Annotated in this window: 26 protein-coding genes; 16 read left to right on the forward strand and 10 right to left on the reverse strand. The window is 49.3% G+C overall.

All coding sequences use genetic code 11. The features are described from left to right. Positions 1–2: 2 nt before the first annotated feature. From purC to AA84_RS0107065, 11 genes are all read left to right on the forward strand, one after another. Complete coding sequence (gene purC / locus AA84_RS0107005; RefSeq protein ID WP_028976607.1) at positions 3–713, forward strand: phosphoribosylaminoimidazolesuccinocarboxamide synthase; 711 nt, start codon at positions 3–5, stop codon at positions 711–713. After that, complete coding sequence (gene purS, locus AA84_RS0107010; protein ID WP_010024447.1) at positions 710–961, forward strand: phosphoribosylformylglycinamidine synthase subunit PurS; 252 nt, start codon at positions 710–712, stop codon at positions 959–961. The genes purC and purS overlap by 4 nt, the downstream gene beginning before the upstream one ends. Beyond that, on the forward strand, positions 958–1,650 hold the full coding sequence (gene purQ / locus AA84_RS0107015) for a phosphoribosylformylglycinamidine synthase subunit PurQ (RefSeq protein WP_028976608.1): 693 nt from the start codon (positions 958–960) through the stop codon (positions 1,648–1,650). Before purS ends, purQ begins: the two co-directional genes overlap by 4 nt. Beyond that, positions 1,631–3,853 carry a phosphoribosylformylglycinamidine synthase subunit PurL gene (gene purL / locus AA84_RS0107020; RefSeq protein WP_028976609.1) on the forward strand — a complete coding sequence of 741 codons (2,223 nt, stop codon included), beginning with the start codon at positions 1,631–1,633 and terminating at the stop codon, positions 3,851–3,853. Before purQ ends, purL begins: the two co-directional genes overlap by 20 nt. Beyond that, on the forward strand, positions 3,829–5,253 hold the full coding sequence (purF, locus tag AA84_RS0107025) for an amidophosphoribosyltransferase (RefSeq protein WP_010024442.1): 1,425 nt from the start codon (positions 3,829–3,831) through the stop codon (positions 5,251–5,253). Before purL ends, purF begins: the two co-directional genes overlap by 25 nt. Before the next feature lie 10 nt (positions 5,254–5,263). Then, on the forward strand, positions 5,264–6,307 hold the full coding sequence (gene purM / locus AA84_RS0107030; protein ID WP_028976610.1) for a phosphoribosylformylglycinamidine cyclo-ligase: 1,044 nt from the start codon (positions 5,264–5,266) through the stop codon (positions 6,305–6,307). After that, the gene (gene purN, locus AA84_RS0107035; protein WP_028976611.1) at positions 6,297–6,866 is read left to right on the forward strand and encodes a phosphoribosylglycinamide formyltransferase; all 570 of its coding nucleotides are present in this window, start codon (positions 6,297–6,299) and stop codon (positions 6,864–6,866) included. Before purM ends, purN begins: the two co-directional genes overlap by 11 nt. A gap of 135 nt (positions 6,867–7,001) precedes the next feature. After that, positions 7,002–8,546: a bifunctional phosphoribosylaminoimidazolecarboxamide formyltransferase/IMP cyclohydrolase gene (purH, locus tag AA84_RS0107040; protein WP_028976612.1), complete on the forward strand. Its 1,545-nt coding sequence runs from the start codon at positions 7,002–7,004 to the stop codon at positions 8,544–8,546. A 30-nt stretch (positions 8,547–8,576) separates the two neighbouring features. Then, positions 8,577–9,848: a phosphoribosylamine--glycine ligase gene (gene purD, locus AA84_RS0107045; RefSeq protein ID WP_028976613.1), complete on the forward strand. Its 1,272-nt coding sequence runs from the start codon at positions 8,577–8,579 to the stop codon at positions 9,846–9,848. 1,000 nt (positions 9,849–10,848) lie between these two features. Further along, a complete protein-coding gene (locus AA84_RS17375) occupies positions 10,849–11,049 on the forward strand; it encodes a carboxymuconolactone decarboxylase family protein (RefSeq protein ID WP_037563183.1) in 201 nt (66 codons plus the stop codon). A 135-nt stretch (positions 11,050–11,184) separates the two neighbouring features. Continuing rightward, the gene (locus AA84_RS0107065; RefSeq protein ID WP_028976616.1) at positions 11,185–12,078 is read left to right on the forward strand and encodes an AraC family transcriptional regulator; all 894 of its coding nucleotides are present in this window, start codon (positions 11,185–11,187) and stop codon (positions 12,076–12,078) included. A gap of 292 nt (positions 12,079–12,370) precedes the next feature. Here the strand turns inward: AA84_RS0107065 and AA84_RS0107070 are convergent, their stop codons facing one another. The 9 genes from AA84_RS0107070 to AA84_RS0107110 all read right to left on the reverse strand — a co-directional run bounded on the left by AA84_RS0107070 (position 12,371) and on the right by AA84_RS0107110 (position 17,013). Next, the gene (locus AA84_RS0107070) at positions 12,371–13,141 is read right to left on the reverse strand and encodes an ABC transporter permease (protein ID WP_028976617.1); all 771 of its coding nucleotides are present in this window, start codon (positions 13,139–13,141) and stop codon (positions 12,371–12,373) included. Beyond that, positions 13,142–13,900: an ABC transporter ATP-binding protein gene (locus tag AA84_RS0107075; RefSeq protein WP_028976618.1), complete on the reverse strand. Its 759-nt coding sequence runs from the start codon at positions 13,898–13,900 to the stop codon at positions 13,142–13,144. Further along, the gene (locus tag AA84_RS0107080; RefSeq protein WP_028976619.1) at positions 13,884–14,258 is read right to left on the reverse strand and encodes a DUF1048 domain-containing protein; all 375 of its coding nucleotides are present in this window, start codon (positions 14,256–14,258) and stop codon (positions 13,884–13,886) included. The genes AA84_RS0107075 and AA84_RS0107080 overlap by 17 nt, the downstream gene beginning before the upstream one ends. A 9-nt stretch (positions 14,259–14,267) precedes the next feature. Then, the gene (locus AA84_RS0107085) at positions 14,268–14,615 is read right to left on the reverse strand and encodes a DUF1048 domain-containing protein (protein WP_028976620.1); all 348 of its coding nucleotides are present in this window, start codon (positions 14,613–14,615) and stop codon (positions 14,268–14,270) included. Beyond that, positions 14,612–14,941 (reverse strand): PadR family transcriptional regulator, encoded by a 330-nt coding sequence (locus AA84_RS0107090; protein WP_028976621.1) that lies wholly within the window; start codon positions 14,939–14,941, stop codon positions 14,612–14,614. Before AA84_RS0107090 ends, AA84_RS0107085 begins: the two co-directional genes overlap by 4 nt. Before the next feature lie 185 nt (positions 14,942–15,126). Further along, entirely contained in the window at positions 15,127–15,654 is a 528-nt protein-coding gene (locus AA84_RS0107095) for an AAA family ATPase (protein WP_037563184.1), read from the reverse strand. Continuing rightward, complete coding sequence (locus AA84_RS18350) at positions 15,651–16,076, reverse strand: GNAT family N-acetyltransferase (RefSeq protein WP_051577864.1); 426 nt, start codon at positions 16,074–16,076, stop codon at positions 15,651–15,653. Before AA84_RS18350 ends, AA84_RS0107095 begins: the two co-directional genes overlap by 4 nt. A 25-nt stretch (positions 16,077–16,101) precedes the next feature. Further along, on the reverse strand, positions 16,102–16,533 hold the full coding sequence (locus AA84_RS0107105; RefSeq protein WP_028976623.1) for a GNAT family N-acetyltransferase: 432 nt from the start codon (positions 16,531–16,533) through the stop codon (positions 16,102–16,104). A 12-nt stretch (positions 16,534–16,545) separates the two neighbouring features. Next, positions 16,546–17,013, reverse strand: a complete 468-nt coding sequence (locus AA84_RS0107110) for a GNAT family N-acetyltransferase (protein WP_028976624.1) — start codon at positions 17,011–17,013, stop codon at positions 16,546–16,548. A gap of 219 nt (positions 17,014–17,232) precedes the next feature. Here AA84_RS0107110 and AA84_RS0107115 point away from each other — a divergent pair, with 219 nt between their 5' ends. Further along, on the forward strand, positions 17,233–18,213 hold the full coding sequence (locus AA84_RS0107115) for an L-lactate dehydrogenase (RefSeq protein WP_028976625.1): 981 nt from the start codon (positions 17,233–17,235) through the stop codon (positions 18,211–18,213). 305 nt (positions 18,214–18,518) lie between these two features. Here AA84_RS0107115 and AA84_RS0107125 read toward each other — a convergent pair whose 3' ends face one another. Further along, positions 18,519–19,082, reverse strand: coding sequence for an HAD-IA family hydrolase (locus AA84_RS0107125; protein WP_028976626.1), 564 nt, complete (start codon positions 19,080–19,082; stop codon positions 18,519–18,521). A 320-nt stretch (positions 19,083–19,402) separates the two neighbouring features. Between AA84_RS0107125 and AA84_RS0107130 the strand changes: the two genes are divergently transcribed. The 4 genes from AA84_RS0107130 (at position 19,403) to ligA (ending at position 24,312) form a co-directional block, all read left to right on the forward strand. Then, positions 19,403–19,699 carry a YerC/YecD family TrpR-related protein gene (locus AA84_RS0107130; RefSeq protein WP_010025127.1) on the forward strand — a complete coding sequence of 99 codons (297 nt, stop codon included), beginning with the start codon at positions 19,403–19,405 and terminating at the stop codon, positions 19,697–19,699. Between the two features lie 141 nt (positions 19,700–19,840). Then, the gene (gene pcrA / locus AA84_RS0107135; RefSeq protein WP_010025126.1) at positions 19,841–22,069 is read left to right on the forward strand and encodes a DNA helicase PcrA; all 2,229 of its coding nucleotides are present in this window, start codon (positions 19,841–19,843) and stop codon (positions 22,067–22,069) included. Positions 22,070–22,079: 10 nt separating this feature from the next. Further along, entirely contained in the window at positions 22,080–22,340 is a 261-nt protein-coding gene (locus AA84_RS0107140) for a hypothetical protein (RefSeq protein WP_028976627.1), read from the forward strand. After that, complete coding sequence (ligA, locus tag AA84_RS0107145) at positions 22,309–24,312, forward strand: NAD-dependent DNA ligase LigA (protein WP_010025122.1); 2,004 nt, start codon at positions 22,309–22,311, stop codon at positions 24,310–24,312. Before AA84_RS0107140 ends, ligA begins: the two co-directional genes overlap by 32 nt. Positions 24,313–24,315 lie beyond the last annotated feature (3 nt).

Genomic DNA, 24,315 nt, shown 5'->3' on the forward strand with positions numbered 1-24,315 from the left:
ACATGACTCAGCTTTTATATGAAGGAAAAGCCAAACAAATGTTCACAACGGATGATCCGAATGTCCTGCGGGTTTTCTACAAGAATGACGCAACCGCATTCAACGGTCAAAAAAAGGCGTCGTTTGACGGCAAAGGTCGCCTGAATAATGCCATTTGCACGAAGATCTTCAAGATGCTGCAAAAAAACGGTGTTCCGACGCATTACGTAGACACGATTTCTGAGAATGAACAGCTGGTCAAAGCAGTCAACATTATTCCAATTGAAGTTGTTGTTCGAAATGTCGTTGCCGGCAGCCTTTCCAAACGGCTCGGCATCGATGAAGGCGAGTCACTCGGACGCACGATCATTGAATTTTACTATAAAAGCGATGAACTCGGCGATCCGATGATCAACAGCGACCATGCGCTGGCAATGGAAATCGCAACGAAGGATGAACTTGTTGAAATTCGTCGCCTAGCATTGAGTATCAATGACGCGCTGCAAAACTTTTTTGCAGAAGCAGGCATTCTGCTTGTCGACTTTAAGCTGGAATTTGGCAAACTAAAGGAAACAGGCGCGATTGTACTGGCTGATGAAATTTCACCGGACAGCTGCCGCCTGTGGGATAAAGAAACGCATGAAAAGCTGGATAAAGACGTGTTCCGCCGAAATATCGCCGATCTTCCGGAAACCTATGAAAAACTTCTAAAGCGCTTGGAGGATGTCAAATGAAAAAGGTGAAGGTATTCATTACATTGAAAGAAAGCGTGCTTGATCCTCAAGGTCAGGCGGTTATGCAGTCACTGCACAACATGGACTACAAGAATGTTCAGGACGTGCGCATCGGCAAATATATTGAATTGCAGCTCGATGACTCGGCTAATGTCGCTGAAGAAGTGGATACGATTTGTGATAAGCTGCTCGCCAATACCGTTATTGAAAATTATCGCTATGAAATTGAGGAGGAGGTTCATTCGTGAAAACCGCGGTCATTGTTTTCCCCGGCTCCAACTGCGATCAAGACATGTACTATGCGATCAAAGACGGACTAGGCGAAGAAGTCGACTATGTGTGGCATGCGGAAACCTCCCTTGACGGCTATGACGCAGTCATGATTCCGGGCGGCTTCTCCTATGGCGATTACTTGCGTTCCGGCGCTATTGCACGCTTTGCCGGAATTATGCCGGCTGTTGTCAAGGCAGCGCAAGAAGGCAAGCCGGTACTTGGCGTCTGCAACGGCTTTCAGATTCTGCTTGAATCCGGATTGCTCCCGGGCGCAATGCTGAAGAATAAAAACCTGAAATTTATTTGTGAGACGGTCAATCTCCAAGTTAAAAATAATCAAACACAATTTTCAAGCCAATATGACCAAAACGAAATCATTCGCATTCCAATTGCTCACGGCGAAGGCAATTACTACTGCGATGACGCAACGCTTCAAGAACTCGAAGACCAGAACCGGATCGTATTTACTTACTCTGGCGAAAATCCAAACGGTTCAAGAGCCGATATCGCCGGCATCATCAATGAAACCGGCAACGTGCTCGGCATGATGCCGCATCCGGAACGCGCGGCAGACGCCTTGCTTGGAAGCGAGGACGGTCTGCGCCTATTCCAGTCGATTTTAAAACATTGGAGGGAATCCACACATGCCGCTTACACATCTTGAACCGACACCAGAGCAGATTGAACAAGAAAAAGTATACCGGACAATGGGTCTGACTGAAGAGGAATACCAAAAGGTTATCGATTTGCTCGGCCGCAAACCGAATTACACAGAAACCGGGTTATTTGCCGTGATGTGGTCGGAACACTGCAGCTACAAGACATCGAAACCGGTACTGAAATATTTTCCAACGACCGGTGAACACGTTCTTCAAGGACCCGGTGAAGGTGCCGGCATTGTCGACATTGGCGACCGTCAAGCGGTTGTGTTTAAAATTGAAAGCCACAATCACCCTTCAGCAATCGAGCCCTACCAAGGCGCTGCAACCGGTGTTGGCGGCATCATCCGCGACGTGTTCTCGATGGGTGCACGCCCGGTGGCTCTGCTCGATTCGCTCCGTTTTGGGGAATTGGAGAGTTCTCGGGTCCGCTACATCTTTGAAGAGGTCGTCAGCGGGATTGCCGGCTACGGCAACTGCATCGGCATCCCGACGGTTGGCGGCGAGCTGCAATTCGATCCGTGCTACAATGGCAATCCGCTTGTCAATGCGATGTGCATCGGTATTATGAGTCACGACGACATTCAAGTCGGACAGGCGCGCGGAATCGGCAACACCGTGATGTATGTTGGTGCAAGCACCGGACGTGACGGCATTAACGGTGCGACGTTTGCTTCCGAAGAGCTCTCTGAAAAATCCGATGAAAAGCGTTCAGCCGTTCAGGTCGGCGACCCATTCATGGAAAAACTGCTGGTTGAAGCTTGCCTTGAACTGACCAAACATGAAGCCCTTGTTGGTATTCAAGATATGGGCGCGGCAGGACTTGTTTCTTCTGCAAGTGAAATGGCCGCAAAAGCTGGCGTTGGCATTCACATGAATCTCGACTTGATTCCGCAGCGTGAAACGGAAATGACGCCTTATGAAATGATGCTCTCCGAGTCTCAGGAACGGATGCTGATCGTCATTAAGAAAGGCAGCGAGGAAGAAATCAAGCAGATCTTCGCTCGCTGGGGACTGCATGCTGTGGCTGTTGGCGAAGTGATCGAAGAAGAAGTGCTTCGTCTGGAACACAAAGGCAAGATTGTTGCCAACGTGCCTTCAGATTCACTAGCGTCGGCCCCTGTTCGTCATATGCCATCCAAGGTTCCGGCAAGTTATACGGCCAATCAGAATACGCCTGCCTGGAAGCCGCAAGTTGTGGACTACGCAGCTACGATTAAAAAATTACTTGGTCAGCCAACCCTTGCGTCGAAAGAATGGGTGACACGCCAATATGATTACATGGTACAAACGAACACGGTTGTTGCCCCGGGTTCGGACGCGGCAGTCGTTCGCGTGCGTGGTACGAAGAAGGGCTTAGCGATGACGACCGATTGCAATGCAAAGTATCTTGCGCTTGATCCCAACGTTGGCGGCAAAATTGCCGTGGCCGAAGCAGCACGCAACATCGTCTGCTCAGGCGGACGTCCGCTTGCGATCACCGACTGCCTGAACTTCGGCAGCCCGGAAAATCCGGAAGTGTTCTGGGAGATCGATGAATCGGTTAAAGGGATGGCCAAAGCCTGTGAATACTTGAATACGCCGGTCATCAGCGGCAACGTTTCCTTGTACAATGAAACGGACCGCGGCGCCATCGACCCGACACCAGTTGTTGGGATGGTCGGTCTCGTTGAAGATTTGGATCATGTGATGACCGCTCCTTTCAAAAATGAAGGCGACGCGGTGTACGTCATCGGCGAAGCGAAGCCCGAATTCGGCGGCAGCGCGTTGCAAATCATGACGGACGGCGAAGCCAGTGGAAAAGCGCCTGCACTTGATCTTGATCTGGAAAAAAGCCGACAGGAAAAAGTGCTTGGAGCGATCAAAGCCGGTTATGTTGCTTCCGCCCATGATGTTTCAGAAGGCGGACTTGCAGCAGCACTTGCGGAATCGGTATTCGGCACAGCATTCGGCTGCGACCTTCGCTTTGCTACAGATCCGGATGTTGAACTTTTCTCAGAAACACAGTCTCGCTATTTAATTACAGTCCCTGAAGCTGCTAAGAACGATTTTGAAGCGCTCATTGATGATGCCGTGCTCGTCGGCAGCGTGACGCGCAGCGAAAATCTGAACTTAGCCTTTGCATCGTCAACCATTACTCTGAATCGAAATGAACTTGAAAACGAATGGAGAGGGGCTCTGTCATGCATTATGTCGGCAAAGAACTGAATGAAGAATGTGCCGTCTTTGGTATTTGGGGTCATGAGAAAGCAGCCAAACTGGCTTATTATGGCCTGCACAGCATGCAACACCGTGGTCAGGAAGGCGCCGGTATTGCAAGTACCGATGGTAAAGCGCTTTACGATCATAAAGGGCTAGGGCTCGTCAATGATGTTTTTGATAATGAAACGCTGGATGCGCTGGATAAGGGATTCGCCGCAATTGGGCATGTCCGCTATTCGACGCAGGGCGGTAACATCTACGCCAACGTGCAGCCGCTTGTTTTTCGTTCGCAGAAAGATTCCTTGTCCGTGGCTCACAACGGGAACCTCGTCAATGCGCATAAGTTGAAAGGCGAGCTGGAAGAGCGCGGCAGTATTTTTCAGACGACTTCCGATACTGAAGTCATCGCGCACTTAATTAAACGCGATTATGCCGATAATTTTCTCGAAAGTGTCAAGCATGCACTTTCGATCATCAAAGGTGCCTATGCACTGACGATGCTGACCGAGCATCAAATGATCGCTGCGCTTGATCCGCATGGCCTGCGTCCGCTCTCGCTTGGAAAGCTTGGCGATGCTTGGGTCGTCGCTTCAGAGACTTGCGCCTTTGATTTAATCGGTGCAAAATATGTGCGCGATGTGAAGCCGGGGGAAATTATTGTGATCGACAATGAAGGCCTTCACTCGGACTTCTTTACGACACGAACCGAACCGGCAATCTGCAGCATGGAATACATTTACTTCTCACGGCCCGACAGCAATATTCAGGGCATTAATGTCCATGCCGCACGGAAGAACCTCGGTCGCATGCTTGCGCAAGAAGCTCCGGTTGAAGCCGATGTGGTCACCGGTGTTCCAGATTCGAGTATCTCAGCCGCCATCGGTTATGCAGAAGCAACAGGCATTCCTTACGAACTGGGCATGATTAAGAACCGTTATGTCGGCCGCACGTTCATTCAGCCATCTCAGGAATTGCGCGAGCAAGGGGTTAAAATGAAGCTTTCCGCAGTTCGGGCGATTGTTGAGGGCAAACGCGTGGTTATGGTCGACGATTCGATTGTCCGCGGGACAACCAGCCGCCGGATTGTCGGCATGTTGCGCGATGCGGGCGCAACCGAAGTTCATGTACGCATCAGCTCGCCGCCGATCACACACCCTTGCTTCTATGGAATCGACACCTCAACATCGTCAGAATTGATCGCTTCGACGCATTCTGTTGAAGACATTCGTGAAATGATCGGCGCCGATTCGCTCGTCTACCTGAGTGTTGAAGGGATGCAGAAAGCAATCGGACGCGATCCGGCAATGAAGAACTGCGGGCAGTGTATGGCCTGCTTCACCGGCAAGTATCCGACAGAAATCTATCCGGATACGGTTCTGCCGCACGAAAAAGAACTGCTTGTCTGAGGAGGGCATCATGGCGAATGCATACAAAAAAGCCGGCGTGAACATTGAAGCCGGTTATGAAACGGTGGGACGCATCAAAAAGCACGTGCAGCGTACCTTCCGCCCTGAAGTCATGGGCGGATTGGGCGGCTTCGGCGGTGCAATTGATTTGTCTCAATTGAATTTGAAAGAACCGGTGCTTGTATCGGGAACAGATGGTGTCGGCACCAAATTGATGATCGCCATCGCAACCGACCGCCACGATACGGTCGGCATCGACGCCGTGGCGATGTGCGTGAATGATATCATCACCCAAGGGGCCGAACCGGTCTATTTTCTAGACTATCTTGCCTGTTCAGCGCTGAAGCCGGAGAAGGCGGAAGCAATCGTCAAGGGGATCGCTGAAGGCTGCACGCAAGCGGGTTGCGCCCTAATCGGCGGTGAAACCGCGGAAATGCCGGGGATGTATGATGAAAATGATTATGATATTGCCGGATTTTCGGTCGGTGCCGTTGAAAAGTCTAAAATGATCAAGCCCGATCAGGTGAAGACGGGTGACGTTCTGATCGGACTCGCTTCAAGCGGTATTCACAGCAACGGTTTCTCGCTTGTCCGCAAACTTGTTGCCGATGCTGGGCTTGCCTACAGCGACACCTATACACCGGAGCCAGATAAAACGATCGGGGAAGTCCTGCTGAGGCCGACAAAAATTTACGTGAAACCGGTGCTGGAATTGCTGAAATCGGTGGACGTGCACGGGATCGCGCACATCACCGGTGGTGGTTTTTACGAAAACGTTCCGCGCATGTTCCCGGAAGGATTAACTGCGGAACTGGATGTTTCTTCATGGAAACGCCCGGCTGTATTTGACTGGTTGAAACAGCTCGGTAATCTGCAGCTGGATGATATGTACCATACGTTTAACATGGGACTTGGTTTGATTTTGGCGGTTGCCCAAGAGGATGCCGAAAAAGCGATTGAGGTTTTAAAAGCAGCTGGAGAGTCCTCAGCTGCAGTCGTCGGAAAAGTTCTCGAAGGTCAAGAATTGACGCTGGTGAATGTCGATGAAGCATAAACTAGCCGTTTTCGCATCCGGTCATGGAACCAATTTCACAGCGATCAACGATGCCATTCACTCGGGGCAGATTCCGGCAACAATCGAATTGGTTGTCTGCGATCAGCCGAACGCTGCGGTCATTGATCGTGCCGCAAGAGCAGGGATTGACACGCTGGTTGTCTCCCGAAATGATTACCCGTCGAAAGCAGCATTTGAGCAGGTGATCGCGGATGCTTGCCGTGCCCATGAGGTTGCTTATATCTTTCTCGCCGGCTATATGCGGATTCTCGGCAAAGTCATGCTTGAAGCCTACCCGCATCGGATTATTAACATTCATCCATCCTTGCTTCCGTCTTTTACCGGACTCGATGCCATTGGTCAAGCGTTTAACAAAGGTGTCAAAATGACCGGCATCACGATCCATTACGTTGACGAAGGCATGGATACCGGACCGATCATTGCCCAAGCGGCAGTCCCGGTCGAGGACGATGACACGATCGAGACACTGGAAGCACGCATTCACGAAACCGAGCACAAGCTGTACCCGGCAACCATCGCGAAAATGCTCAGCGAGTGATCAAACGATCCAGTAGGAGTTAAAGCGAAAACTGCGAAAGTTAAAGAGAATCTTGATTTCATCAGCACTCATAAATAACAGGACACTAGATAAATAGAAAACTATGCGGATTGAAAAAAGAAAGGAAGTAGCGAAGTGGCAAAACGAGCATTAGTCAGTGTTTCTGACAAGACAGGGCTTATTGATTTTGTACAAAAATTAGTCGATGCGGGAATTGAGATCATCTCAACCGGCGGTACCAAAAAAGCGATTGAAAACGCCGGGATTCCGGTGATGTCGATCAGCGAAATCACAGATTTTCCGGAAATTCTTGACGGACGCGTCAAAACGTTGCATCCGGCCGTTCACGGTGGCCTTTTAGCGGTTCGCGACAAAAAAGAACATATGGATGCGATCAAGGATCTCGGCATTCAGCCGATCGATTTTGTTGTGGTCAACTTGTATCCTTTCAAAGAAACGATTTCAAAACTGGATGTCGCTTATGATGATGCCGTTGAGAACATTGACATCGGTGGGCCGAGCATGCTCCGCTCCGCAGCGAAGAATCATCGCAGCGTTACCGTTGTCTGCGATCCGGCAGATTATGATCGGGTTGCCGAAAGCCTCGATGAAAACGCAGAGGTTCCTTTTGCATTGAAACAGAAGCTGGCCGCCAAGGTGTTCCGCCACACAGCGGCTTACGACGCATTAATTGCCGACTACTTTACCAAACAAGTCGGCGAAGAATTCCCGGAAAAGCTGACCCTGACTTATGAAAAGAAGCAGGCGCTTCGCTACGGTGAAAATCCGCATCAAATGGCTGCTTTCTACAGCGAACCGATTAAAAACGAATCGACCATCGCAGCTGCGAAACAACTCCATGGTAAAGAACTTTCTTACAATAACATTCGCGACGCAGATGCAGCTCTCGGTATTGTCAAGGAATTCAAGCAACCGGCTGCCGTTGCCGTCAAGCATATGAATCCATGCGGTATTGGGATTGGCGAAACTATTAACGAAGCCTATGACAAAGCGTATGAAGCGGATCCGGTTTCGATTTTCGGCGGTATTGTCGCGTTAAATCGGGAAGTAGACGCCGCCTTAGCTGAAAAGCTGCATAGCATTTTCCTCGAGATTATCATCGCGCCTTCTTATTCTGAGAAAGCGATTGCCATTTTGGAACATAAGAAGAAAAATCTGCGTCTATTGCAAGTCAAATTCACGGATGACAATCAAGAGTTTGCCCAATATACATCCGTTCGCGGCGGCATGCTTGTTCAGGATCTAGACACCAAGGGCTACGCGGACATTGAAGAAAATCTGAAAGTCGTCACCGACCGCAGGCCGACCGAAGCGGAATTGGAAAGCTTGAAATTTGCTTGGACGATCGTCAAACACGTAAAGTCTAACGCCATCGCGCTGGTGAATAACGGACTGATGGTCGGCATGGGCGGCGGTCAAACGAACCGTGTCGGCGCTGCGAAAATTGCACTTGAAGAAGCGGGCGAAAAGACAAAGGGTGCCGTGCTTTCCTCAGACGCCTATTTTCCAATGAGCGATACGGTCGAAGAAGCGGCCAAAGCCGGCATCACCGCAATCATCCAACCGGGCGGTTCGATCCGCGATCAAGAATCGATCGATATGGCCAACAAATACAACATTGCGATGGTCTTTACTGGTATGCGTCACTTCAAACATTAATTTGATTCGCTTTTCGAAAGGAGAACGACCATGAATGTGTTGATTGTCGGCGGCGGTGGCCGCGAACATGCGATGGCTTGGAAAGCATCGCAGAGCAAGCTTGTTGACCAGGTTTACGCTGCACCGGGCAGCGACGGCATATCGGCTGTTGCCGAATGCGTGCCCATCGATTTGATGGACTTCGAAGCACTCGCTGATTTTGCAGAAAAGAATCAGATTGAACTGACCCTTGTTGGACCGGAACAACCGCTCGTCGCTGGTATTGTCGACGTTTTTGCAGCAAGAGGTCTAAACGTTTTCGGCCCGTCAAAAGCAGCGGCGCAAATTGAAGGCAGCAAGGCTTTTGCAAAAGCAATTATGGAAAAATATAAAATTCCAACGTCCCACTACCGAACGTTTACCGACTACGCAGAAGCCAGTGACTATCTGCAAAAGGTTGGCGCGCCAATCGTGCTGAAAGCCGATGGTCTCGCTGCCGGCAAAGGCGTTATCGTTGCGTTGACCATGGCAGAAGCTGCGGCCGGTTTAAAAGCAATCATGAAGGACAAGAAATTTGCCGAGGCTGGGTCACGTGTTGTGATTGAGGAATACCTTGAAGGTGAAGAGTTTTCATTGATGGCTTTGGTGAATGGAGAAAAAGTTGTACCGCTGGACATTGCTCAGGATCATAAACGGGCATTTGAAGGCGATCAAGGACCGAACACCGGCGGCATGGGTGCTTACTCGCCGGTTCCGCAAATCGCGCAAACGATTGTCGATGAGGCCGTGCGGACAATCCTTCAGCCGACTGCTGCAGGCATGGTTCAAGAAGGTTGCTCCTTCACCGGTGTGCTCTATGCCGGATTGATGCTGACCGCGGCCGGACCGAAAGTGATCGAATTCAACTGCCGTTTCGGCGATCCGGAAACACAAGTTGTTCTGCCTCGGCTGGAGTCGGACTTCGTGCAAACGGTGCTTGACGTTTTGGACGGCAAGCAACCACAGCTCGCATGGAGTGAAAAAACAGCTGTGGGCGTTGTGCTTGCGTCAAGCGGATACCCCGGCAGCTACGAAAAAGCACAAAAGCTTGGTGATCTCGACGCACTCCCGGAAGAAGCCTTGCTTTTCCACGCCGGAACGAAAAAGTCCGACGCAGATTGGCTGACGAATGGCGGCCGCGTGCTGCTCGTCACCAGGCTCGGTGACGATCTGCGTTCCGCTCGCGACGCAGTCAATAATGATCTCGAAAGCATCCAAACCGATGCCGTATTCTTTCGAAAAGACATCGGCCATCATGCATTGGAAGCTTCGAAACATGAATAAGCCCTAAGAAACTGTCTTCGCCTAAATAGGTGGAGGCAGTTTTTTTACACTGGTAGGAGAGTATAAAAAATAAAAGATTTAAGGAAACGAGTGTAAGTGGTTCGGTAGAATGCCGCGTCCTGCGGCTCACCGAACACTAGGCCGTCCATGGCCGTCGCGGGCGGTGACTTTGCCTTTGTCAGAGGCTTGGCAAAGCCAAGTTTTATCATAGGATAAGAAAGTATATGATTTTGCCCTGGCTTCAAACCATTAGACCAGTGTCTTGGCCAAGAATCAAAGCGGAGGGGCTCTGGCGCCTGCGGGATCGCGCTTAGTTGATGCGTGCCAGCGAGACCCCGCAGATACCTTACCTGTCTGAGGAGGCTCGCGGTGCGCCCGCGGCAAGCGAGTAACCGAAGCGGCGATTCAGCGCCGAAAAGACACGAGCCCATCAAACATGGTTGGAGATTAGGGACCGGGCGCTTTTTGCCCGGTTTTTCTAATAGGTAAAGAAAGTATGCGCATCTGGCGAGAGGCTCAGCACTTATCGGTTGGTGGATCAGGTTAAGCACCCAATCCGATAAATAGATAGACGGAAAAATTCCCCTTAATTAGAAAATAGAATAAAAAGAAGCTTAAATAGACGGAGAGATTCCGCTTATCAACTTGAAAAACGTGAAAATGGGGGATTTTGCTTTGAATAAACGGAAAACCTCCCCTTATTACCCCCGAAACGCGTACCATTCGGGAATGTAAAATGATTTGCCCTCCTGTCAAATATTCTGTTGAAACGTAGGAGCCTATAAAAAGCAAGGGGACCCAAATCAGCTTAAACAAAATAATGATCATAAAACTTAGTGACGTGTAGACTAAAGCCTCAGATACAAATTGAAAGAACAAGGCAATGAATGGTACGTGGTAAAGCCTCACTGCCAATAATAAGCTGCAAACGAAAATCAGTACAACATATGCTAGGAAAAAGAGCAGTACCCTGAAAAATCCATGCTCTAAGGTCTTTTGCATGACGCTGAGCTGTCTTGCGTCAATCGGCGGTGCTGAAAATCAGCTGCGTGTACATATCAACGGAGCGCTGAATGTAGGGGTAACGGCTAAAGAAATTGTTGAAGTTTTCATTCACTGCGCGGTCTACGTTGGCTTTCCGCGAGCATTAAATGCTGTAGCCGTGGCTAAAGAGGTCTTTAAAGAAAGGAAAATACTTTAGGATGATAATCGGTGGCGATTTGCTTGTTTTTTTGAGCAAGTCGCTTTTTTTGCATTCATCTGAGCAATTTTGGAACAGCATCTTTCCATGGCAGTTGATATACTGGGTTTACCGTACGGTTGGAGGGAATGCTTCATGGACACGATCGCGATCTTGCAACAAACGCTGGACTATGTTGACGAACATATTACAGACGACATCACTCCTGAACGTTTAGCGGCGCAAGCCGGATTTTCCACGTGGCATTTTTGCCGAGCCTTTCAATGTGGCGTGGGTTATACGGTGATGGCTTACGTACGACAGCGCCGCCTTGCCTTTGCTGCATGCGAACTTGCTTCAGGCAAGCGGATTCTCGATATTTCGCTGAAGTACCGATTTGACACGCACTCAGGGTTCAGCAAGGCTTTTCGCCGTTATTTTGGCTGCAGTCCGGCAACATACCGGTTGCATGCACGCGGCGGTCGCCCGAATCCGCCGAGCCTTCCGCGCACAAACAACTATTTGACTGGAGGAATTATTTTGGAGCCAAAATTTGTGACGCTTGCTGCTGTAAAACTTGCGGGCTATGCGATTAAAACAACCTCATCGGATGGAGAAAACAGTAAAACCATTCCGGCATTCTGGCAGGCCTATATGACGGATGGGCGAATGGATAAGCTCCATGCCGAGCACTTTGTCAAAGCACACGATGAATACGGGGTCTGCTTTCCTGAAGATCCGCAGGACGGCGCTTTTGATTATGTGATCGGTGTTGAACGAAAGGAGGGCGAAGCAGTACCGGATGGCTACCACACATGCACCATTCCACCTGCTTCCTATGCTGTGTTTTCAACGCCGCCAAGCAATGCCGAACGCTTTGTATCTGCAATTCAAGGAACGTGGAACTACATCTTCAGCGAATGGTTTCCAACATCAGGATACGAGTACGCACCAGATTGCGTCGACTTTGAACGCTACGATGACCGCTGCATGTCTGACGTAGGAAAAGTATGCGACATTTATATCCCAATCGTGAAAAAGCACGACTAAAATCAATGCAAAAGTGAAGCATGTAAAAAAGGATACCACGGCTGACGGTATTCCTTTTTGTGTATCATGGTCATCGATACTGCACACCAAAAAAATGCGTGAGGAAAAGAGACAGGCAATCTACATTGTTCAAGCAAAAATATCAGCGTCCATCCTAAGAATCAGCCTATTAAGCTTTAAGTAGTTCTTGCATTCTATCCATCTACTACTTCTCTCAAAACAGCTGGATCCATGAATTTTTGTTGCAGACGTTAATCGCGCATCGTGTTCCCAACAATTTGCTGATCGTAGCTCATAATGCTTTGCGTTTGTAAACCAGCATTGCAAGCAGGTAGGCAACAATGAGGATACCCAGGCACCATGCGAGCGCAATCCAGATCTCGCTGCCGACGGGCTGATTTGACAGCAACGCTCGGATGGCGTCCACTATTGAAGTGACCGGCTGGTTTTCGGCAAAAGCGCGAACAACCGTCGGCATCGAGTCGGTGGGCACAAAGGCCGAACTGATAAACGGAAGAAAAATAAGCGGATAGGAGAAGGCACTTGCGCCGTCTATCGATTTTGCGGTCAATCCAGGAATCACCGCGATCCAGGTCAGGGCCAGTGTAACCAGCGCGAGGATACCGGCCACGGCAAGCCATGACACGATCCCTGCTGACGAACGAAAGCCCATAATCAGTGCTACGAGAATGATGACGATGACCGAAATCGCGTTGGAAACTAGTGAGGTCAGCACATGCCCCCACAGCACGGCGGAACGCGCAATCGGCATGGAGTGGAACCGTTCGAAGATGCCGCTCTGCATATCCATGAACAGGCGGAAAGCTGTATAGGCGATGCCGCTCGCAATCGCCATCAGCAGGATGCCGGGCAGCAGATAATTTACATAATTGTCCGTGCCGGCTTGAATTGCGCCGCCCAATACGTAGACGAACAGCAGCATCATCGCAATCGGAGTGATGCAGACTGTGATGATGGTGTCCATGCTACGGGTAATATGACGCATGGAACGTCCGAGCATGACCCCAATGTCACTGAGAAAGTGTTTCTTTGTCGTTTCCATTTACTTTTCCTCCTTCTTGCCGATGAGAGCGAGGAATAGTTCCTCTAGGCTTGGCTGTTTTTCTACATACTCTACCTTCGCGGGCGGGAACAGCTTTTTCAATTCCTCGAGCGTGCCGCTTACAATGATCCTTCCCTCATGCAGGATGGCAATCTGATCCGCAAGCTGCTCGGCTTCCTCTAAATATTGCGTGGTCAGGAATACCGTTGTGCCGCTGTTCGCAAGTTCTTTGACAACGTTCCAAACCTCGATGCGTGCCTCGGGATCCAGTCCGGTGGTCGGCTCATCGAGAAAGATGAGTTGCGGTTTCCCAATTAGGCTCATGGCAATGTCGAGTCTGCGGCGCATACCGCCTGAGTAGGTTGAGGCTCTGCGATCGGCGGCATCGACCAACCCAAAGCGCTTCAGTAAATCAGCGGCTACCTGACGCGGATTTTTCAGATGGCGCAGCTTGGCGATCATAATCAGATTTTCTCGCCCGGTCAAAATCTCGTCCACAGCGGCGAATTGTCCGGTCAGGCTGATCGACTGCCGCACGTTTTCGGAATGTGCCGCAACATCAAAACCGTTAACGGTAGCGGTTCCCCCATCTGGTTTGAGCAGCGTAGCGAGTATTTTGACAATCGTTGTCTTGCCCGCGCCATTGGAGCCGAGCAGGGCGAAAATCTCACCTCGCTTTACTTCAAAATCGACACCTTTCAGGACTGCTGCGCTCTTGAAAGACTTTCGCAAATCTTTTACCTCAATTGCTTTTTCCATCTTGATCCCCTCTTTTTTTATCCGAAACCTTTTTCATGGCCTTGTTCACTTTCTGGTCAACAGCTTCTTGATAGACGTCAGCGTAAGTTTTTGAATCTTTGACGAGAGCGTCGCAGAAAGCCGCTACGTCACTACCCGTCACTTCGAGCACCCCTTTTCCCAAGGCTGCGCCCTCTTCAAAAAGATCGACAATGCCTGAGAGTAAACCGATCCCGCTGGTTAGCTCAACTGGGCCGACTTTAAAGAAATATTTTTGAATCTCTTTATAAACAATCTGATAATCTTGCGGGAGTGCTTTGACACGCGCCATGTGCGCCCGCCACTCTTTTTTGCTCTTGATGATATCTCGAATGCTCATTTTATCCTCCTATTTGCCTAATTTTTTTGCAATAGTATTGTTGAGTTGCCTGCGCCACTTGTCGCGAAAAGACTTTGCCCCTTCTTCGCCGGCAAGTGCTGAACAGAAGCCTTTGATATCGTCACCCAAAACCTCTTGAACGCTCTGCCCGTCCGCTGCTGTTTCTTCGAGCAGGCCAAGTACATCGTCAAGAATGGGCATGAGGTTGCGTCCGGTAAAATCTGAGTGCGGCCAAAGATTGGCTTTGATTTTTTCCCATGCCACCTGATAATCGGCCGGCAGTTTTTTAGCTCGCGATTCAAAAGTTCTCAATTCTTTAGTCATGTCACTGCCCGTGATTTTTTCCCAGAAATTCATTCTTTTCTCTCCTTTAACTCATTCATTTTTGATGACAGGAAAGCCCATTTTTCCCAGAACTTCCGCAGTTCCTCGCGTCCCGCGTCGTTGAGAGTAAAAAACTTTCGCGGTGGTCCCATATCGGATGGCTTTTTCTCCATGTCCACGAGTTTCTTTTTCTCAAGCCGCACTAAAATGGTGTAGACAGTGCCTTCCACCACGTCACTGAAACCAAGAGCATTCAACGTTCGCGTGATTTCATAGCCGTAGGTTTCTCCGCGGCTGATCATTTCAAGGACACAGCCTTCGAGTACGCCTTTCAGCATTTCTGTTAGGTTTTCCAGCATAATCCCTTCTTTACTAATTCGTATGACTGGTATGCAGTGTTACAGACTACCACTATATAGTTACACTTAGTAGGTGGTTTGTCAAGAGCAATTGCTTTGATGATAAGTTTTAACGTGATGTAAGTATGCATTTATAGCATCAAGTTGCAGGAAAGTTTTATTTGTATGATCCGCAAACACAATGATTAATTAAAGTATTTTTCGATCTCCGCTGCATCGTTTAGGATCATGGAATGAGCGGGATCGCGCCTGAGCAGGTTCACAATTTGCGGTTTGCTTTCTTTTTCAAACGTGCGATTCCATTCAAACATCTTCTTGAAAATTTTAAATGAGGGGGTATAGTGCGCTGCTTCTATTCTTAATTTTTGTCGGATAAAGCGTTTCGTAATCCGATAGATTCTCACGAAGTAGGGGGGATCTAAAAAAATGATTAAGTCAGCAGCTTCAAAACTTTTGTTCACCCAGTGATGCGCATGAGCGCCTTCGATGATCCATCGCTTTGAACGAACGATTTGTTCTAAATAGTGATCGCGCTCCTCATCGCTCCTTCGCAGATCGCCGGACGACGTTCGTTTCCAAACAACGTTGTCCAGTTCATAATAGGGTATATTATAGTTCTTCGATAACCTTCGGGCTAAGGTCGTTTTCCCGCTGCCCACCGAACCAATAATATGTATGCGATCGGGAAGCGGCTGTTTCAATGCGCGTGTCATGTCAATCTCCTGTTGAAGACCTTTTGCCATTTTGTATTTTCGTACCCGAGCTGCCTGTAGAATTGATGTGCTTTTTCCCGGGTTCCTCCTGAACGGACGCGCAGTTCGGTATAGCCGTGCTGAACGGCCCAGTGCTCGCATGCTTCGAGCAATTGTCTGCCAATTCCTTGTCTGCGATGCGCACGGTCAACGACGATGCCGCCGAGCTCGGCATAAACCCCTTCAAGAAAATGTTTACCGAAGATGTGCGCCCATCCGCAGACGCATCCTGATTGAGCTTCATAGATAAAAAAGCCGTTGTCTGGATTGTTCAGGATGTAGTGAAGCCGCTGTTTAATAGCGGCTTCTGTTTCTTCATAGCCAAGTTGTGTACATGGATCCTTGAGCGCCAGTATATCGGATGGGATTGCTAAGCGAATCATTTTGATCGTCACCTCAGAGCATTTCTTAGTTATTTTTTTCATTAATGGTTAAATTTCTATATATGAGATCTTCGCGTTGGTCAAACCCAATCGATTGCCAAAATTCATTTCCTGCTTGATTTGTGGAGAAAACAACAAGGGCAACTTTATTAATTCCCTCTTTTTTCAAGGCATCGATGCCTACGCTTACCAGTTGCTTGCCGATTCCTTGGCGGCGATAGCTGCGGTCGACTGCTGTGTGATAGATGTAGCCTCTGCGGCCGTCATGTCCGCACAGGATGACGCCGACAATTTTTTGATGCGCGACCGCGATAAAATTTGTATTCGGGTTTCTCTTTAAGAACTTTTCGATGCCTTGGACGGAATCATCGAGGCTGCGCAAACCCATGCCGTCGCTGCGTGTCCAGAGTTGATAGATTTCCGTGTAATCCTCTTTTCTCATTCTGCGAATTTTCATCACGCATGCTCCTCAATCGTTCGTCGTCAAATCATAATCTAAATAATTGTCTTTCGGTTTGAATCCGTAACTTTTATAGAGGTATTTGCCCATTGCGGATGCGGTGATCGTTACTTTTCCACAATGGCGCTGCTTGGCCTCCTTGACGACGGCATCGAGCAATTTGCTGGCGATCCCCTTTCGCCGGTATGGCATGAGCGTGTGCATGCAGGATAGTGTGCCGACAAATCCCGTTGGATTGCTGTAGTAGGGCGGGCGGCGGCTGAAGGACATGCCGCTTGTCGCCACAATTTTCCCATCATCCAATGCGATCCAGGAGACAAAGCGGTCATTCTCAAGTGCGTGACGGAAGTAGTCTCTGAGCGGCTCAGTGAGATCAGTTGTCGGCAGCGCACCTTCTTCGAGCAGCTGCAATTTTCTCATTTCCACAAATTCGGCAATGTCTTCGTTTCTAAGCTTGCGAAATAGAAGAGCGTTCATCATGGGTTCTTTCTTTTTAATGATGGAAGCCGCGCCGTATGAAGCGATTAGTCTCATTTTAAGCTGAGTGTGTTTGGTATTCAATATGTTTTTATTATGTATTTATCATTTAAGTGCTAATAGTCGGAAAAATATTGATACACCCATCGATAAGGTGTAAAATATACGTCACTAAACACAAAAAAAGGATCTATCAGAAGGCACAAGGAGAGGATTGAAGTGAGCAAAACAGTCAGACGAGTGGGAGTTGTTGGCATCGGCAATGTTGGAAAGGCGGCGGCCTCTGCAGTGCTTCATGAAAATATTGCGGATGAGTTGTACATTTCCGATATTGATACCGAACGTGCGAAAGGCGAGGCTTGGGATTTTGCAGACAGTATTGAGTTGACACCATCGCGGACGCGTGTGCTTGAGGCGCCGCTGGAAGGACTGGCGGCATGTGACGTGCTTCTTGTTGCGGTAACCGAACGATCGCAGATTCCAACCCAATCACGTTTGGAGTTGTTGAAAGGCACCGCGGCGATTGCCTATGATATCGTCCCGAAACTGCGCAAAGCAGGGTTCAAAGGTACGTATGTGATTGCGACCAACCCTTGCGATATCATTACTTACTTGTTTTATAAACTGTCCGGACTGCCGAAGAATCATGTGATCGGAACGGGAACGGCGCTGGACAGTATGCGCTTACGCCGTCAGCTTTCGCAAGTGATCGGTGATGTTGATCCGCGCAGCATCAACGCCTTCATGATTGGCGAACATGGTGACTCGCAGATCGCAGCGTGGTCGCAAGCCACGGTTGGTGGACAATCGCTTGATCAGTTTGAAGAAGACAATATCGATGAATTTGGCCCAATTGATCGCGATCTGGTGGAAGATGCAGCACGCCATTTTGGTTGGGAAATCCATAAGCGCAAAGGGAACACGCAATTCGGAATTGGCAACGCGCTGGCATTTTTTGCGAAGTCGATTTTGAACGATGCGCGTGTCGTGACGGCCGCTTCGGTCATTCAGAATGGCGAATACGGCCACAACGATCTGGCCATCGGTGTTCCGATCATTCTCGGCCGCAACGGTGTCGAACGGATCATCAAGTACCGCCTCAGCGAACAAGAACAAGAAGGATTCAACGCATCGGTTGAACTGATCAAAGGCTATATTAAAAAAACACTTGAAGAACATGAAGAAACCACCGCGAACTGATCGATACATCAAGCCTCCGTTTGAGACCATAGCGTCTCCATCGGGAGGCTTTTTTATTTAGCTGAACGCGCTAACTGGTTGATAAAACTTGTAAAGTGGTTGATAAAAATCGTAAACTGGTTGATAAAACTTGCAAAGTGGTCGATAAAAATCACAAACTGGTCGATAAAAACACAAAACCGGTTGATAAAACCCGAAAAGTGGTTGATAAAATTAGCAAACGGATCGATATGCCGTTACGCTGAATAGTCGCAAATGAAAACTCGCCGCCAGCATGAAGCAGACGGTGAGTTTTTACGTCCGTATCATAGCTTAACCCGATCAAAAAACTGATCATAACGGTCGAGGTAGAAGTCCGCGCCCGGTGCATCATTTTGAAACAGACATGTTTTCTTGCCTAATTTTTTCGCCGGGATGATGTCAAGTGTCCGGTCGCCAACCGCCAAATCAAAGCCATGGTGCTCATCCAGATAAATATAGGATGCTGGATCCGGTTTACGCGGGAATCCGTCGTCTCGGGTTACGTATGCGCTGAAATACTTGTCCAGCCCATGATGCTTTAAAATTTGCATCAACGAAGCTCGGCTTTTATGCGTCATGATCACGTTTTGATCGGCGGATGCCAGGACCCGTTCAACAAATGGAAACGGCTCGAACGCATCCGAGGAGCAAGAGAGAACCAGCTGATGGTAGCGATGAGCCTGTTCCTGATTCACTTGAAAAGCTGCAAGCGCAGTGCTTTCCGAAATCTTTAACTGACGAAATATATCCTTTTCTTTTACTGATGGGGGGAGTACTTGTTTGAGTAGTCTCGTGTACACCGGATAGGTATCAAAAATTGTTCCATCGAAATCCCAGAGTATCTTCATCGTTTGCCACGTCCTTCAGCTAGCGTTCCCTTTTACTGTAAATGAGCCATAATGAAAACACAATAAGTCGCCCAGGAAAATTTTCACACGGTGAAGAATGAAATCATTTTGATGATCTGGCTTTATCACCAAGCTTAATTGATGTAAGATGATAAAAGGAATCTTATCTGCAAGTTTAAAAGATCGAATCGCAGGATTGACCAAATAGAAAAAAAGTTGCCGGCTCAACGGTTGCATACCTGTCGATCGGCATCGGACATAATGTCTGCAGCAAAGTGATGAAGTGACAGATTTAACCGACGAGAAAGGAATGGACAAGGTTGCAAATTGATAAATTAAGAGGAAAAGCCCTTGATCAGCTCTTCGATGCCATCCTTACCTTGAAAGACCGTGAGGAGTGCTATCGTTTTTTCGATGACTTATGCACGATGGGCGAAATTCAATCGCTCTCGCAGCGTCTAGAGGTGGCAAGAATGCTGATGGTCGGTCAAACCTATCATCAAATCGAGGAAGAAACCGGTGCTAGCACAGCGACGATTTCTCGAGTGAAACGGTGCATCAACTTCGGTACAGAAGGGTACAAAATGATCCTTGATCGTTTATCGGAAAACAACTAAGCACTTTTGCTTTTATTTGAAAAAAGGCATGGACGGCGATGTTCTGGGGGACTTTAGGCAATCAGAATGCGCCGGTTTTGCTTTTTCAGCCCTTTTTTTCTTTGGACAGTGAGCGCATTTTATTTTTAGGAAGTGAGCTAAATGGAACGACTTTCACAGGAACTACTGGAAGGCTTGAATCCGGAACAATTAAAAGCGGTGAAGCACCATGAGGGGCCTCTGCTGATTATGGCGGGCGCCGGAAGCGGCAAGACACGTGTATTGACGCATCGTATGGCTTATTTAATGATCGAGCGCGACGTAGCACCCTGGAATGTTTTGGCGATTACGTTTACCAATAAAGCGGCGAAGGAAATGAAGGAACGGCTCGCAAAACTTGCCGGACCGCTTGTGGAAGATACATGGGTATCCACGTTTCACTCGATGTGTGTGCGCATTCTTCGTCGAGACATCGACCGCATGGGGATCAGCCGCAATTTTACAATCTTAGACAGTACCGATCAGCAGTCGGTAGTCAAGCAAATCCTCAAAGAACGGAATTTTGATCCGAAAAAATTTACACCGCGCAGTATCCTCGGCAGTATCAGTGCGGCCAAAAATGAACTGAAAACGGCAGCGGATTTCGCAAAAACTGTCTATGGACCGCACCAGGAAGTCGTTCGCGACGTCTATCAGGATTATGAGAAACGGTTGCTGCAAAATCAATCGCTTGATTTTGACGACTTGATCATGACGACCGTGCATCTGTTCCAGCGGGTACCCGAAGTGCTCGAATACTATCAGAAAAAGTTCCAATATATTCACGTTGATGAATATCAGGATACCAACCGTGCGCAGTATCTGCTCGTGCGTATGCTTGCCGACCGCTTTAAAAACCTCTGCGTCGTTGGTGACTCCGACCAGTCGATCTATGGATGGCGCGGTGCGGATATTCACAACATCCTTTCTTTCGAGCAAGATTATCCGAACGCTCAAGTGATCATGCTGGAACAGAACTATCGTTCAACGAAAAAGATTCTTGATGCAGCCAATCATGTGATTGAGAACAACCATGACCGCAAGCCGAAGAATCTTTGGACCGAAAATGACGATGGTCAGCAAATCAATTATTACCGGGCACCGACGGAACGGGAAGAAGGTTACTATATTGCCGGCAAGATGCGTGAATTGTTTCAGGATGGATTCACCTATTCCGATCTGGCGATATTGTACCGAACCAATGCTCAGTCGCGTGTGATTGAAGAGACGCTTGTCAAATCAAATATTCCGTATCGAATGGTTGGAAGTATCAAATTCTACGAGCGCAAGGAAATTAAAGACATGCTCGCCTATCTGCGTTTGATTGCCAATCCAAATGATGAAATCAGTTTGGCGCGCGTGATCAATGAACCGAAACGCGGCATTGGTGCCTCTTCAATGGATAAGTTGGCCGACTACGCAATCGCAAACGATCTGACGCTGATGCAGGCGATCGGTGAGGTTGATCAGACGAGCATTGCTGCGCGCACAGCCAAGAAGATGAAAGAATTCGCCGATATGATGCTCAATTGGTCGAAGATGCAGGAATTTCTTTCCGTTACCGAATTGGTTGATGAAGTCTTAGACAAGTCCGGATACCGTGATGCGCTGAAAGCTGAACGAACCATTGAAGCGCAGAGCCGTCTGGAGAACTTGGACGAATTACTGTCGGTGACCAAGGAATTCGAGAGTAATCATGACGATAAATCGTTGATCAATTTCCTGACCGAACTGGCGCTTGACGCCGATATTGAGGAACAGGAGGATCAGGCACCACAGGACGCCGTCACGTTGATGACGCTGCACTCTGCAAAAGGACTCGAATTCCCGGTTGTTTTCCTTGCCGGTATGGAAGAAGGTATTTTCCCGCATCTGCGTGCGCTCGATGATGAGGAAGAAATGGAAGAGGAGCGCCGGCTCGCTTATGTCGGCATCACTCGAGCCAAGCAGCAGCTGTTCCTCACCAATGCCCAGGTGCGCATGCTTTACGGAAAAACGATTGCGAATCCTGCTTCGCGCTTTATTAAAGAAATTCCAGCAGAACTTATTGAACAAGCGGAGTCGGAAGAGGAGCACATTTCCGGCGGGTTCGCATCGAAAGCCGCATCACCGTTCGGCGGCGGGCGTCGCTTCGCTGCTCCGACAGCCAAACCACGGCCGATCCTGCAGAAAAAAGCGCAGACGCAAGAATGGAGCGCCGGTGACAAGGTGTCGCATAATAAATGGGGGCAGGGAACAATTGTCGCGACACGCGGCAGCGGCGACAGTGTTGAGCTGGACATTGTTTTTCCGAGTCCGGTCGGCTTGAAGCGCTTGCTCGGCGCATTTGCTCCGATTGAGAAAGTTGAATGAGGCAATACTGGTGAAGGCGCACGTTTTTTACGGCGGCAACACGTGCGTCTGCCTTGCGGAGCATTCGGTCGTTGCCGCGTATAAATTGGCCGGAATCACGTACAATCCGCTCTTGAGCGTCACCGATCCAAGCTGCAAGCGCGAACAACGGATGCGTTGCCCCCTTTATTCTCGGTACGATACGCGTGCAGCGTTTACCTTGCAGCATTTGAACCATTGGTGTAAAGGAGAAACTTATTATGGAAGAATCATTGCCGCAGCATGTCCTTGACCTGCATCGACAATTAAATCAATACAGTTATGAGTACTACGTCGAAGATAATCCGAGCGTGCCGGACAGTGAGTATGATCGGCTGATGAATGAGCTGATTGCGCTGGAAAAAGAGCACCCGGAATGGATCACGCCGGATTCACCAACGCAACGCGTCGGCGGTGAGCCACTTAAGGCGTTTAGAAAAGTGACCCATGATGTTCCAATGCTCAGTCTCGGCGATGTATTTAGCGAAGAGGAGCTGCTCGATTTTGATCGCCGCGTACGTCAAGCCGTTGGTGATGATGTCGCGTACGTCTGTGAATTGAAAATTGACGGGCTCGCGATTTCGCTGACTTATGAAAAAGGCGTTTTTGTCCTTGGTGCAACGCGCGGGAACGGAACGATCGGCGAGGATATTACGAATAACTTAAAAACCGTGCGTTCGCTTCCGCTCGTTCTGCCTGAGCCGATTGATCTTGAAGTGCGCGGAGAAGCATATATGCCGAAACGCTCGTTTGAACGGTTGAATGAGGAGCGCAGCCGGAATGGGGAGCTTTTGTTCGCCAATCCGCGCAATGCTGCTGCCGGTTCGCTTCGGCAGCTTGATCCGAAAATTGCAGCAAAACGGCGCCTTGCCGTTTTCCTATACAGTTCCGGCCGCTTTGATCGTGAAAGCATTACGACGCATTACGGTCTGCTCGAATCGATTCGCGAGCTTGGGCTGCCGGTCAATCCAGAATCAAGACGTTGCAAAACGATGCAGGAAGTCTTTGATTATATCAAGGAATATACGGAAAAGCGCGACGCACTTCCATACGGGATCGACGGCATCGTTGTGAAAGTAGATTCGATGGCGCAGCAGCGGCAGCTGGGGAACACGGTTAAATCGCCGCGCTGGATGATTGCCTATAAGTTTCCGGCTGAAGAAGTCGTGACCACGCTTGAGGCGATCGAAGTCAGTGTCGGCCGTACCGGAGCAGTCACACCGACTGCAGTGCTGACGCCGGTTGCAGTTGCCGGGACAACGGTCAAAAGAGCCTCCCTGCATAACGAAGACTTGATTCAGGAGAAGGATCTGCGTCTTGGCGACCGCGTCGTCATTCGTAAAGCCGGCGACATCATTCCGGAGGTTGTCAATGTATTGACCGAGCAGCGGACGGGCAAGGAAATTCCCTACGCGATGCCGACCCACTGTCCGGAATGCGGCAGCAAACTGGTACACCTTGAAGGCGAGGTTGCGCTCCGCTGTATTAATCCGAAATGTCCGGCGCTGATTCGTGAAGGATTGATTCACTTTGTCTCGCGCGCGGCGATGAACATCGACGGCCTTGGCGAGAAGGTCATCCGTCAGTTATTTGAGAAGAAGCTGATCTCGGACGTTGCCGATCTGTATCAGCTGAAGCGCGAGGACTTGCTCTCGATGGAACGAATGGGCGAGAAGTCAACCGATAATTTACTGCAGGCCATTGAGCGCTCAAAGGAAAATTCGCTCGAACATCTGTTGTTTGGGCTCGGCATTCGGTATATCGGTGCCAAAGCGGCCCGAATTCTGGCGCAGTCCTTTAAAGACATCGATCACTTGGCTGCCGCCGACACGGAGGCATTGCTTTCCGTGGATGAAATCGGAACGAAAATGGCCGATTCGCTCACGACGTATTTCGCCCAACCTGAAGCCCAGGCTCTGATTGGCGAATTGAAGCGCGCCGGCGTGACGATGACTTATCTCGGTCCGGATCCTGAAGAAGCGGCGCAATCGGATTCGCCGTTTAACGGGAAAACCGTTGTTCTGACCGGAAAACTGACCCAGATGACGCGTCAGGAAGCCAAACAAGCGATTGAAGCGCGCGGCGGGAACGTCACCGGAAGTGTCAGCAAGAGCACCGATTTGGTCGTTGCCGGAGAGGCGGCAGGTTCCAAATTGAAAAAGGCCCAGGAACTTCAGATTGAGGTTTGGGATGAAGCGCGCTTTGCAGAAACGCTCAAGGATTAAGGG

The organism is Sporolactobacillus terrae DSM 11697, assembly GCF_000648615.1.
GTDB classification, from domain to species: domain Bacteria; phylum Bacillota; class Bacilli; order Bacillales; family Sporolactobacillaceae; genus Sporolactobacillus; species Sporolactobacillus terrae.